The following is a 12227-nucleotide window of genomic DNA, read 5'->3' as shown; positions in this document are numbered from 1 at the left end:
AGGCAGTTGCATTCGATGGCGCTGCCGGCCAGAAGGAGAGCTGAGATGACGGATGCGCCGCGCCCGATCGGCGAGATCGCGAGCTATCACGCCCATGTCTATTACGACCCCGCGACCAGCCGGGGTGAGGCGGAACGGCTGCGCAACTGGATCGGTGAGCGCTTCCTGGTCACGCTCGGGCGCTGGCACGACGTCAAGGTCGGTCCGCACGATCAGGCGATGTATCAGGTGGCGTTTGCGGCCGAGCTGTTTCCGACCCTGGTGCCGTGGCTGATGTTGAACCATGGCGGCCTGAGCATCCTGGTCCATCCCAACACGACCAATCCGCGCCGAGATCATCGCGACGATCCGCTCTGGATCGGCACGCCGCTCGCCGTCCATGCCGACAGACTGCCCGAAGAGTCCGAAATGGAGCAGGCGCCGGCGCCGAACACGTCGCCGACATTGCGGCCCTGAGCACCTGGTTGCCGGAATGCGTAAAGTTTGACGCAATTGCATTACAACCAAGTCGTTTCAAACTCATCGCGTTCTTGCAACGTGAGGTTAAGTCACCTGCGCGACGAGAGCGGCGCCCTGGTGCCGCCCGGCAGCTTCCTGCCCGCCGCCGAACGTTACGGACTGATGCCGCTGATCGACCGCTGGGTGGTTCGCCGTGCCTTCGAGATCATCGCCGAGCGCAAGCACCACCCGCGCAGGGTCGCGAGCTACGCCATCAACCTCTCCGATCGGCGACAGCGCTTTCGTCGACTTCGTCGCCGAGCTGTTCGCGCAGCATGAGGTTTCGCCGGCACTGGTGTGCTTCGAGATCACCGAGACCAGCGCGATCTCCAATCTCGACGAGGCGCAGAAATTCATCGCACGGCTGCGCGAGATCGGCTGCAGCTTCTCGCTCGACGTTTTCGGCACCGGCATGTCCTCGATCGCCTATCTGAAGCACCTGCCGGTCGACGTCATCAAGATCGACGGCTCGTTCGTGAAGGAGATCCTGAACAGCAAGGTCGACCGCGCGATGGTCGAGATGATCACCAGGACCGCGAAGATCATGCAGAAGCAGGTGGTCGCGGAATTCGTCGAGAGCCTCGCGATCCTGGACGAATTGCGGCAGATCGGGGTCGACTACGCCCAGGGTTACGCTATCGGGAAGCCGGTCCCGGTCTTCACCCTCTGGGAAGAAAAGATCGCCTGAGTCGCCGAAATTGTCCCGAATCGGGACTTTTTGGGCCATTTCGGCCGGCCCAGCGCTGATTCTCCGGCACTTTCCATCCGAAAAACGTTTAAAAAACCTGTCGTTGCCCGCTCCGTCTCGATTATGCCTTACTCTAATTCCCTGATATGATGAGTGATCGGTGAATACCGCGTGGGCCGGGCAACAGGCCCCAGAGCACCGTACTTGGGGATGATGGGTCAACGTACGACGAAAGCTGCCGGGCGTAGGTCGAGCCGCGGCATATCCCTGATGGGCAGCACGGCGTTTGCCGTGAGCGCGCTTGCGCTGTCGGCTGGCCTTGCCGCCTGGGCGGTCGGCATCGATCCCACCGCGTGGCTGCACGGACCGGCGCTCGCCAACACCAGCGCCGCGCTGAGCTTCGAAGACCGGTTCGGCTCGCGCTCCACGCTCAATTCGGCTTCGCTCTATTATCCACTGCGTCGCGGGTTCCGTTCGAGCCGCGGCGATTTCAATACCGAGTTCGATCAGATCGAGGATGCGCTGGCCGGGCAGCTGCGCGACAGCCAGACCGAACAGGTGAGCCTGCCGGCGACGGCCTCCGTCGCCGCCACGACGCCTGCGACATCCACGGTGCCGATGCCACGGTCACGGCCGGCCGAGGCCAATCTGCTGGCGCGGAACGATCAGCCGCTGCCGCCACAGGCGCCGGTGCCGCAGGGCGACAACCGCACGTTCCTGCAGAAGATCGCCGACATGATGCCGGGCAAGCTGCAGCTGGCCTCGCTCGATCCGAATGACGGATTGTTGTCCGGTCCGAGCCCCGATCTCGGCGCGCTCGGCTACGACAGCACCACGGCGGTCTACGACATCACCGGCCGCATCGTGTACATGCCCGACGGCACCAAATTCGAGGCGCATTCAGGCCTCGGCAATCTGCTCGACGATCCGGCCCACGTGAACGCCCGCAATGCAGGCGCGACGCCGCCCGGCATCTACGAGATGAAGCCGCGCGAGAAGCTGTTCCACGGTGTGCCTGCGCTGCGCATGACCCCGGTCGATGGCAGCGACCCGTTCGGACGCGTCGGCCTGCTGGTCCACAGCTACATGCTCGGGCCGAACGGCGATTCCAACGGCTGCATCTCCGTGAAGCACTACGACAAGTTCCTGCAGGCCTACCGCAACGGTACGGTCAAGCGCATCGCCGTCATCGTCAGCATCAAGGACGTTAAGTCGGCATCGACGCGCGCGCCGTCGAACTCGTAAGCCGGGTGTGGCGTCGCCAGTATCGCTGGCGACCGATTTTGCCTCTTCATGCTTGGTCGGCGAGGGCGGTTAGCCGATCTCCTTCCGGACCGTCGCGGCGGCGTCGCACATCGCCTTCAGTTTTCCGAACGCGACGTGGCGCGGCATGTATTTCATGCCGCAGTCGGGCGCGACCACCAGCCGCTCCGCCGGCACATGCTTCAGGCCGTTGCGAATGCGATCGGCGACGACGGCGGCGGATTCGATCTCGGGATTGCCGAGGTCGAGCACGCCGAGCATGATCTTCTTCGATGAGAGATCCCTGAGCACGCCGAGATCGAGCTTCGGCTGGGCCGCCTCGATCGAGATCTGATCGGCGATGGTGTCGTCGAGCTCGGCAAGGAAGGAATAACCGGCCGGCTTGGTCGAGCCCGGCACCACCGCGGCATAGCCGAAGCAGAGATGAATCACGGTCGGGATGCTGATGCCCTCGAGCGCTCGATTGATCGCCTTCACTGCATAGCGCCTGGCGAGCTCCGGGTTGTTGCGCACCCAGGGCTCGTCGAGCTGGATGACGTCGGCGCCGGCCTTTTCGAGGTCGCGCGCCTCGGCATTGACGGCTGCGGCGAAGGCCATCGCGAGCTCCTCGTCGTCCTTGTAGAACTCGTTCCTGGCCTGCTGGCTCATCGTGAACGGGCCGGGCAGGGTGATCTTTGCCGCACGGTCGGTGTTGTTGCGCAGGAACTGCATGTCGTGCAGTTCGACCGGTCCCCTGCGCTTCACCGGGCCGACCACGCGCGGCACCGGCGTCTGCGTGTTGCCGGTGCGCGCCGTGATCATCGCGGGGTTGTCGGCATCAATGCCCTCGAGGGCGGTGGCGAACCGGTTGGAGTAGCTCTCGCGGCGGATCTCGCCATCGGTCACGATGTCGATGCCGGCACGCTCCATGTCCCTGATCGCGACGATGGTCGCGTCGTCCTGTGCTTCCTCCAGATGCTCGGCCGGCAGGCGCCACATTGCGTGCATGCGGGTGCGCGGCACCGACTTCGACAACATGGCGCGGTCGACCAGCCATTCCGGCTGCGGGTAGCTGCCGACGACGGTGGTGGGCAGCAGATGCCTGGGCAGGTTCATGATGTCCTCCTTCTTCTTGTTGCGCGGCCGGCTCAAGCCGCGCGTGTTGCCGCGGTTTCGTTCTTCACCGGGTTGCGCAGCACGCCGATGCCGGAGACCTCGACCTCGACGACGTCGCCCTCCTTCATCCATAGCGGTGGCGTGCGATAGGCGCCGACGCCGCCGGTGGTGCCGGTGACGATGACGTCGCCGGGCACGAGCTCGGTGAAGGTCGAGCAATAGGCGATCAGCGTCGCGACGTCGAACACCAGGTCCGAGATCGGCGCGGCCTGCACCTCGACGCCGTTGAGACGGGTCGCGATGTGCTGCTTGCTAATGTCGGAGAGCTCGTCGGTCGTCACCATCCACGGTCCGAAGCCGCCGGTGCCGACGAAATTCTTTCCCGGTGCGAATTGCGAGGTGTGGCGCTGCCAGTCGCGGATGCTGCCGTCATTGTAGCAGGCATAGCCGGCGACATGGCCGAGCGCGGTCTCGCGCGGGATGCGACGGCCGGCCTTGCCGATGATGACAGCCATTTCGCCCTCATAGTCGAAGCGCTCCGACTCCAGCGGCCGGATCATCGGCTGTCCGGCGCCGACCTGGCTGTTGGCGAAGCGGGTGAAGATCATCGGATGCGGCGGCGTCGGGTGGCCGCTCTCGGCGAGATGCGTCGCATAGTTGACGCCGATGCAGAAGATCTTGTCGGGATCGGGTACGGTCGGCAGCAGCTCGATGTCCTTCAGCGCGTGATCGGTGCGCTCGCTTTGCAGCTTCTTCAGCTCATCCAGCGAGCCCGTCGTCAGCAACGCCTTCAGCGTCGGGTACGCCGTCAGCCGCTTGCCGGCGTCGATCACCCCAGCATCGGTCACGATGCCGTAGCTTGCGGTACCCGCCGCCTTGAAACTTGCGATCTTCATGGTCTCTCACTCTCTTCGATGGAGGAAACATAGTCCTGGATGGGAAGTACGATCGCGCCGTTGCGGACAGGGACGCATTGCGGCGGAAAGTCCTGACGGAAGCGGGCGCCGCTGGTCTCGGCGCGATCGAGGAAGCGGTCGAGATGCGCCATCGCGCCGGTCGGCAAATCGTGCAGCACCAGCAGCGTCCATGGCTGCGCACGGCATTGCTCGAGCGCGCGGTCGGCCCAGCCGTCGGGATCGTCCCAGTCGCGCGGGATCCCGTTCCAGAGCACGCAGCTGTGCTTGTTGCGCACGAGATAATCGACCACGGAGGGCTTCAGCAGCCGGTCGTCGAGATTGCCGCCGCCGCCAAACGGCCGGAACCAGCGGTTCGGGTGAGAGAGCTCGCCGATCGCGGCCTGGGTCCGGCCGATCTCGCGCTGGGCCGTGTCCGCGCCGGGCTGCTGGCCGAGCGGAACGCTGTGCGTATAGGTGTGATTGCCGATCCAGTGGCCTTCGTCGCGCGCGCGGACGGCGAGGCGGCGGCGCGCGGGGTCGCCGAGCTTCTCGCCGATCACGAAGAACGTGGTCTTGATGCCGCGTTCGCCCAGGATATCGAGCACACGCGGGGTGACGTCCGGCTCGGGTCCATTGTCGAACGTCAGGGTGAGGTCAAACACGTCGCGATCCCCTTACGTCGCCGGCTGCATCGCGCCGGAGCCGACTTCGTCGGCGGCGCTCTGGCCGGCGCGCGTGCCGGTCTGCCAGATCGCGGCCTTGCGCTCGACCCAGCGGATCACGGTGTTGAAGGCGATCGCCATGAACAGCACCAGCAGCACCCCGGCGAAGACGTGCGGACTGTCGAGAATGGTGCGGTAGCGCGAGATCAGATAGCCGATGCCGGCCGAGGAAATCAGCATCTCCGAGACCACCACGCCGACGATGACGAGCGCGCCGCCGACGCGCAGGCCCGACAGCACGGTCGGTATCGCCGCGGGGATGATGACGCGGACCAGGCGCTGGCCCAGCGTCGCGCCCATGCTGCGGGCGGCGAGCAGCAGTTGCGGGTCGATGGTCTGAATCCCGGCGGCGGTCGCCAGCATGGTCGGCAGGAAGCCGTAGATCGAGGCAAAGGCGATCTTGGACTCCGAGCCGATGCCGAGCCACACGGTGAAGACGGGATAGAGGATCACGAGCGGTACGGCATAGAGGCTCGAGACCATCGGCATGATCAGAAGCCGCGGCCGCGGCAGGCTGCCGACGATGGCGCCGAGCAGGATGCCGCCGCCGCAGGCGAACGCCATCGAGACCGCGACCTCGTAGAGCGTCACCGCGAGCGCGTGGCCATATTCGGCGGCGTCGTTCCAGCCGGCGAGCAGGGTGGAGGACAGCGACGGCAGGAACAGTTCGGGGATCAGCCCGGTGCGCGGCAGCAGCTCCCACAGCGCAATCAGCGCTAAGACGATCAGATGGCGAAGTGTTTTCGCGCTCATCATCGCCTCACGCCGATTTTCGGATGTGGCGCCAGATGCGGTCGCGCAGCGCACCGAAGGCGTCGCCGCTCAGCATCTCGTAGGTCCGCGGCCGCGGCAAATTGACCTGCAGCTGATCGACGATGCGGCCGGGCCGCGGTGACATCACGATCACCTCGTCGGCAAGATAGACCGCCTCGGTCAGGCTGTGGGTCACGAACACGACGGTCTTGCCGGTCGCGGCCCAGATCCGCAGCAGCTCGTCGCCCATCGTCATGCGGGTCTGCTCGTCGAGCGCGGCGAACGGCTCGTCCATCAGCAGCACCGGCGGATCCTGCACCAGGCCGCGCGCGATCGAGACGCGCTGCTTCATGCCGCCCGAAAGCTCGTGCGGGTGACGCTTGCCGAAGCCTTCGAGGCCGACCAAGTTGAGCGCATCCTGCGCCTTGGCCCGGCGCTCCGCCTTGGCGACGCCGCGCAGCGCCAGCGGAAACTCGACATTGTCTTCGGCGCTCAGCCACGGAAACAGGCTCGCTTCCTGGAACACGACACCGACGCGGTTCGGGTCCGGCTGCGGGATCGGCGCGCCGTTGATGGTGATGCTGCCCGACGTCTGCGCGCGCAGCCCGGCCATCATCATCAAGAGCGTGGACTTGCCGCAGCCGCTCGGGCCGACCAGCACGACGAAGCGCCCCGGCTTGATGTCAAGCGAGACGTCCTCCAGCGCGACGACGTCCTGCGACCTGGTCCGGAACACCTGACCGACATTCCTGACCTCGATCGCGCCGGCGCGCGGCGGCGGCTTCAACGGTGTCACGTTCGCCAATGGCTGCATCGTGTTTCCACCCATCTGATGAGTTCATTGAAGGTCATGGCGATCGCGGCGACCATCACGACGCCGGCGAGCAGCTGCTTCATCTGGAAATTCTCGCCCCAGGTCGCGATCTGGTGGCCGATGCCGTCGCGCGAGGCGTACATCTCGGCGAGGATCACACCGGTGAGGTTGAAGATCATCGAAATCCGCAGCGCTTCCAGCAGCACCGGCAGCATGCTCGGCAGATAGACGCGGAACGCGGTCTGGATGCGCGTCGCACCATAGGAGCGGGCGACCGTGAGGTGCTCGACCTTGACCGATTCCACCGCCGTCGTGGTCGACATGATCACGATGAAGATCGTCGAGAAGAATCCGAACCCGACCTTCTGCGCAAAGCCGACGCCGAACACCAGGATGAACATCGGCAGGAAGATCGATTTCGGGATGCTGAAGGCGAAGAACAGCAAAGGCTTCGCCACGTCGGCAAAATAGCGGTTCTCCGCGATCAGGAAACCGATCAGCGCACCCATCGGCACCGCGAGCGCAAAGGCGGTCAACACCTCGGTCGCGGTCACCAGTAGGTCGGTCCGGACGCTGGAGCGTTGCAGGAGGTCGCCGAGCGTCACCAGCGTGTCCGATGCCGACGGCAGCAGGCGCGGATTGACGAGGCCGGTCCGCGACAGGATCTCCCACAGCGCGAAGATCGCGATCACGATCGCGGCCCGCGCGAGCCTGATGGTGAGGGTGGCCTGCATGTTACGGCTTGGTCGGCACCGGCTTGAACTTGGTCGAGATCACATCCTCGACCGGAACGATGTCCTTCAGTCCGCCGAGCTTGGCGAGATCGAGCGAGAGCTGCACCGCCGCCGGCACGTTGGCCGCGCCCATGTTGCCGTCGGTCTCGAGCTTCATGATGGTGTTGTCGTATTCCATCGCGGCGATCTCGGCCGGCATCTCATAGAGGTCGGCGATCAGCTTGACGGTGACGTCGCGGTTGGCGCGCATGAACTGCACGGCGCCATAGAGCGCATTGACGGCTTTCTGGACCACCTCCGGCTTGGCCTCGGCAAACTTGTCGAGCACGATCCAGCCCGCGGTGAGGTTCGGTGGTGCCGCGGTCGCATAGTCGAGGATGGTCTTGGCCTCGCCGGACCTGGCGACCTGGAAGCTCAGCGGGGAGTAGACCACGGCGGCATCGACATTGCCGGCGAGCAGGTTCGGCACCAGGCCGCCGCCGCCGACCGGCACGCGGGTGAAATCGATCTTCCGGTCCTGGATGGTCCAGAGCGCGAGCAGATCGGAGCCGGAGCCGGCTGCGGTGATCCCGACCTTCTTGCCGTTGAGATCCTTGACCTCAAGCGTCGACTTGGCCGGCACCATCAATTGCCAGCCGAAATTGCCCATCGCGGCATTGGCGACGATCCGCGACATCACTCCCTTCTTGCGGCCGGCCGACACCAGCGATGGCGGATCGAGGATGATGTCGGCAGCACCGGCGGCCATGCCCTCGAAGGTCTCGGCGCCGCTGCGGTAGACGGTCAGCTCGGCCTTGATGCCTTCCTTCTCGAATAGTTTTTGCCGCACCGCGGTCTCGGCGATGGTCGTCGGCCAATAGGTCTTGGTGGGCAGGCCGACGCGGATCGTTTCGGCAGCATAGGCGGGACCGGCCAGCAGAGTAGTGGCGATCAGGGTTGCCAGCGCGCGGCGGCGCGTGATGCTCATGGTTCTGTTTCTCCCGGATTATCGATTGTTGTTATGTTCGTCGCGTCGCGCGCCGTAGGTTCAGGTGCTGGCGTTGACCTCCGCAATGCGCGGAGCGGCGAGCTCGACGAATTCCCTGGTGATGCCAAAATGCTTTGACAGTGCGCCAACGGCCGCATCCGCATCGCGTGCCAGGACGGCCTCCACGATCGCGGCGTGCTCGGCTTCGACGTCGCGCGTCCTGCCGACCTCGCGGCGGATCGAAAGCCGCCGATAGCGCTCGCTCTGCTCATGCAGCACATCGCGGAAGCCGAGCAGCCATTGCGACCCGCAGGCATTGACCAGCGCGCGATGGAAAATGCGGTGGCGGACCACCCATTCCTCATAGTGCACGGTGGGATCGTCGGGGTAGCGATGGGGAACGGCCTTCAGCGCCTCCCAGGCGGCCGAGACCGAGGACAGCCAGGCCTGGTCGCCGCGCTCGATCGAGCGCCGCAACGCCAGTCCCTCGATGTCGATCCGGGTCTGCGTGACGTCGGCGAGATCGGCGAGCGAGACCGGGCAGACGCGAAAGCCGCGCTGGTCGGAGGCCTGCACCAGCCCGTCGGCCACCAATCGTGACAGCGCCTCGCGAACAGCGGCGAGGCTGACCGAAAACTGCTTGGCGAGGCCGGCGATGTGCAGCTTCTGGCCGGGAAGCAGCCGGGTCGACAGGATGTCGGCCCGCAGCCGCTCCTGAACCGCCGATGTCAGGCTTCGCGGCCCGTCGCCGGCCAAGCCCTCGCGAAAGCTCAACCCGATGTTCATGCCCGGCAGACTGGCTGACGGCCATATTGCCGTCAATCGAAAATCGATTTTCTGTATTGGATTGGTATAATTCCGAGCATTCTGTATACTGAACTAATGGATTTCTGCGGGGAAATTGTCAGAACTTTGCCGGACGGTCGGCATGAATGTATACAATCAGAATTCAGACTAAGGAGGATCCCGTGCAAAAGCCCTTTCCAATGAACGCGTGGTACGCGGCCGGCTGGGATGCCGAGATCAAGCACGCGCTGTTGCCGCGGACGATCTGCGGCAAGCATGTCGTGATGTACCGGAAGGGCGACGGCGAGGTCGTGGCGCTGGAGGATGCCTGCTGGCATCGCCTCGTACCGCTCTCCAAGGGCCGACTCGACGGCGACGCCGTGGTCTGCGGCTATCACGGCCTGAAATACAACGCTCAAGGCCGCTGCACCTTCATGCCCTCGCAGGAGACCATCAATCCGTCGGCCTGCGTGCGCGCCTATCCCGTCGTCGAGCGCCACCGCTTCATCTGGCTCTGGATGGGCGATCCCGCGCTCGCCGATCCCGCGCTGGTGCCCGACATGCACTGGAACCACGATCCGGCCTGGGCCGGCGACGGCAAGACCATTCACGTCAAATGCGACTATCGCCTTGTCGTCGACAATCTCATGGACCTGACGCACGAGACCTTCGTGCACGGCTCGAGCATCGGCAATGAGGCAGTCGCCGAAGCGCCGTTCGACGTCACCCATGGCGACAAGACCGTCACCGTCACGCGCTGGATGAAGGGCATCGAGCCGCCGCCGTTCTGGGCCAAGCAGCTCGAGAGGCCGGGCCCGGTCGATCGCTGGCAGATCATCCGCTTCGAGGCGCCGTGCACCGTCAATATCGACGTTGGCGTCGCGCCGGCCGGATCGGGCGCGCCGGAAGGCGATCGCTCGCAGGGCGTCAACGGCTATGTGCTCAACACCATCACGCCGGAGACCGAGAAGACCTGCCATTATTTCTGGGCCTTCGTCCGCAATCACCGCATCACCGAGCAGCGCCTGACCTCGGAAATCCGCGACGGCGTCGCCGGCATCTTCCACGAGGACGAGATCATCCTCGAAGCGCAGCAGCGCGCGATGGACGAGAATCCGGACCGCGTGTTCTACAATCTCAACATCGATGCCGGCGCAATGTGGGCGCGGCGCGTCATCGACCGCATGGTGGCGAAGGAACTTCCGCCGCAGCAGTTGCAGGCGGCGGAGTAGGCCAGGCCATGGCGGAACGCGAAGCCGATCGTTCAGTGTCGCAGACCGTGCGGGCGCAGCTTGCGCTGCGCGACCTGGTTCTCTCGGGCCGCCTGCGGCCGGGCGAGCGCATCTCGGAACTGCAGGCGGTCGAGATCACCGGGGTGTCGCGTACGCCGGTGCGGATGGCGCTGGTCCGGCTGGAAGAGGAAGGCCTGCTGGAAGCGATCCCGTCCGGCGGCTTCATGGTCAAGGCATTTTCCGAGCGCGACATTCTCGATTCGATCGAGCTGCGCGGCACGCTGGAAGGGCTGGCTGCGCGCTTCGCCGCCGAGCGCGGCGTCTCGTCGCGCGATCTCGAGCCGTTAAAAGAATGCCTCAACGAGATCGACGGCCTGGTGCGGCAGGAGCCGATCTCGGTCGAAGCCTTTTCGTCCTATGTCGCGCTCAATGCGCGCTTTCACGCCCTGCTCACCGAGCTGTCGCGCAGTCCGCCGCTGATCCGGCAGATCGACCGCGCCTCGGCGCTGCCGTTCGCCTCGCCGAGCGGCTTCGTGATGGCGCAATCGGCGTTGCCCGAGGCGCGCCAGATCCTGCTGATCGCGCAGGACCATCATCGCGTGGTGGTCGACGCCATCGAGAACCGCGAGGGCGCGCGCGCCGAGGCGATCATGCGCGAGCATGCCCGGCTTGCGGCACGCAATCTGCGGCTGGCGCTGCGCAACCGCACCCATCTCGATCTGCTGCCGGCGCTGGCGCTGATCAATTCGGCGGCCGGCTGAGCGGAGCGTACCATGCGATTCATCGAAACCTGGACATCCGCCACGCTGCTCGCGACACGCGACCTCACGCCCGGTATCCGCGAATTCCTGCTGCGGCCGGACGGTTTCGCTGGCGCGCCTTACCCAGTGGGCAGCCATATCGATGTCGGCGTCACCATCGCGGGCCAGCCGGAAAGGCGGTCCTATTCGCTGGTCGGCGAAGTCGATCCGCAGGGCTATCGGATCGCGGTGCGGCGCGCGCCGGATTCCCGCGGCGGCTCGCATTATATGTGGTCGCTCGCGCCGGCGGCGCGGCTCAGCATCACGCTGCCGGCCTCGCTGGTTCAACTCGACTGGACGCGGCGGCAGTTCTGCCTGATCGCGGGTGGCATCGGCATCACGCCGATCGTCGGCGCGGCACAGGCGCTGGCCCGCCGCGACGCCGGCGTGACGCTGCATTATGCCGTCCGTGCGCGCAGCGATGCAGCGTATCTCGACGTGCTCGAAGATCTGCTCGGCGACCGCCTCATCGTCCACGCCGGCGACGAGGGCAGCCGGCTCGACCTCGACAGTGTGTTCGCGGCCTTGCCACCGGAGACGATGACGTTGTTTTGCGGCCCGATGCGGATGCTGGATGCGGCACGGCGCGCCTGGGAAGCATCCGGCCGCCCGATGCCCGATTTGCGCTACGAGACCTTCGGATCGAGCGGGCTGCTGCCGACCGAGGCGTTCCGCGTCCGGCTCAAAGGCGAGGGGATCGAGTTCGTGGTCCCGCGCGACCGCTCGCTGCTGGACGTGCTCAACGAGGCCGGCCATGAGGTGATGAGCGACTGCCGGCGCGGCGAATGCGGCGTCTGCGCGCTCGACGTGGTCGGTGTCGACGGCGAAATCGACCATCGCGACGTCTTCTTCAGCGATCACCAGAAGCAGGAGAGCCGCAAGATCTGCGCGTGCGTCTCGCGTGCCCGCGGCACCATCACGGTCGACACCCTGCATCGGGCCGACGCGCTCTAACAGGCGCGACCGGTCACGGCATTCG

The 12227-nt window shown here is 65.6% G+C and carries 13 protein-coding genes and 1 pseudogene; 6 read left to right on the top strand and 8 right to left on the bottom strand.

Annotated features, from left to right (window positions below):
* Nucleotides 1-45: 45 nt before the first annotated feature.
* From HAP48_RS07320 to HAP48_RS07305, 3 genes and pseudogenes are all read left to right on the top strand, one after another.
* A complete protein-coding gene (locus HAP48_RS07320; protein ID WP_166214314.1) occupies nucleotides 46-456 on the top strand; it encodes a DOPA 4,5-dioxygenase family protein in 411 nt (136 codons plus the stop codon).
* Nucleotides 457-537: 81 nt separating this feature from the next.
* Nucleotides 538-1186, top strand: a pseudogene (locus HAP48_RS07310) (EAL domain-containing protein).
* A 270-nt stretch (nucleotides 1187-1456) separates the two neighbouring features.
* Nucleotides 1457-2431 (top strand): DUF2778 domain-containing protein, encoded by a 975-nt coding sequence (locus tag HAP48_RS07305; RefSeq protein WP_224496948.1) that lies wholly within the window; start codon nucleotides 1457-1459, stop codon nucleotides 2429-2431.
* A 69-nt stretch (nucleotides 2432-2500) separates the two neighbouring features.
* Here the strand turns inward: HAP48_RS07305 and HAP48_RS07300 are convergent, their stop codons facing one another.
* The 8 genes from HAP48_RS07300 to HAP48_RS07265 are packed head-to-tail and all read right to left on the bottom strand — an operon-like array spanning nucleotide 2501 to nucleotide 9252.
* Nucleotides 2501-3544: a uroporphyrinogen decarboxylase family protein gene (locus HAP48_RS07300; protein WP_175612353.1), complete on the bottom strand. Its 1044-nt coding sequence runs from the start codon at nucleotides 3542-3544 to the stop codon at nucleotides 2501-2503.
* A gap of 32 nt (nucleotides 3545-3576) precedes the next feature.
* On the bottom strand, nucleotides 3577-4440 hold the full coding sequence (locus tag HAP48_RS07295) for a fumarylacetoacetate hydrolase family protein (protein ID WP_166214315.1): 864 nt from the start codon (nucleotides 4438-4440) through the stop codon (nucleotides 3577-3579).
* Nucleotides 4437-5102, bottom strand: coding sequence for a polysaccharide deacetylase family protein (locus HAP48_RS07290; RefSeq protein ID WP_166214316.1), 666 nt, complete (start codon nucleotides 5100-5102; stop codon nucleotides 4437-4439). The genes HAP48_RS07295 and HAP48_RS07290 overlap by 4 nt, the downstream gene beginning before the upstream one ends.
* 12 nt (nucleotides 5103-5114) lie before the next feature.
* Complete coding sequence (locus tag HAP48_RS07285; RefSeq protein ID WP_166214317.1) at nucleotides 5115-5915, bottom strand: ABC transporter permease; 801 nt, start codon at nucleotides 5913-5915, stop codon at nucleotides 5115-5117.
* A 7-nt stretch (nucleotides 5916-5922) separates the two neighbouring features.
* Nucleotides 5923-6729: an ABC transporter ATP-binding protein gene (locus HAP48_RS07280; RefSeq protein ID WP_224496947.1), complete on the bottom strand. Its 807-nt coding sequence runs from the start codon at nucleotides 6727-6729 to the stop codon at nucleotides 5923-5925.
* Nucleotides 6708-7463, bottom strand: coding sequence for an ABC transporter permease (locus HAP48_RS07275; RefSeq protein ID WP_166214319.1), 756 nt, complete (start codon nucleotides 7461-7463; stop codon nucleotides 6708-6710). The genes HAP48_RS07280 and HAP48_RS07275 overlap by 22 nt, the downstream gene beginning before the upstream one ends.
* 1 nt (nucleotide 7464) lies before the next feature.
* Nucleotides 7465-8430, bottom strand: coding sequence for an ABC transporter substrate-binding protein (locus tag HAP48_RS07270; protein ID WP_166214320.1), 966 nt, complete (start codon nucleotides 8428-8430; stop codon nucleotides 7465-7467).
* Nucleotides 8431-8490: 60 nt separating this feature from the next.
* Nucleotides 8491-9252, bottom strand: a complete 762-nt coding sequence (locus HAP48_RS07265) for a GntR family transcriptional regulator (protein WP_225024695.1) — start codon at nucleotides 9250-9252, stop codon at nucleotides 8491-8493.
* Between the two features lie 146 nt (nucleotides 9253-9398).
* Here HAP48_RS07265 and HAP48_RS07260 point away from each other — a divergent pair, with 146 nt between their 5' ends.
* Genes HAP48_RS07260 through HAP48_RS07250 form a run of 3 tightly spaced genes read left to right on the top strand, consistent with a single transcriptional unit; the run spans nucleotide 9399 to nucleotide 12202 of the window.
* Nucleotides 9399-10448, top strand: a complete 1050-nt coding sequence (locus HAP48_RS07260; RefSeq protein WP_166214322.1) for an aromatic ring-hydroxylating dioxygenase subunit alpha — start codon at nucleotides 9399-9401, stop codon at nucleotides 10446-10448.
* 8 nt (nucleotides 10449-10456) lie between these two features.
* A complete protein-coding gene (locus HAP48_RS07255) occupies nucleotides 10457-11209 on the top strand; it encodes a GntR family transcriptional regulator (protein WP_166214323.1) in 753 nt (250 codons plus the stop codon).
* Nucleotides 11210-11221: 12 nt separating this feature from the next.
* Entirely contained in the window at nucleotides 11222-12202 is a 981-nt protein-coding gene (locus HAP48_RS07250) for a PDR/VanB family oxidoreductase (protein ID WP_166214324.1), read from the top strand.
* Nucleotides 12203-12227: the final 25 nt, after the last annotated feature.

The organism is Bradyrhizobium septentrionale, assembly GCF_011516645.4.
Lineage (GTDB): Bacteria > Pseudomonadota > Alphaproteobacteria > Rhizobiales > Xanthobacteraceae > Bradyrhizobium > Bradyrhizobium septentrionale.
This window is presented reverse-complemented; position numbering and strand designations above follow the sequence as displayed.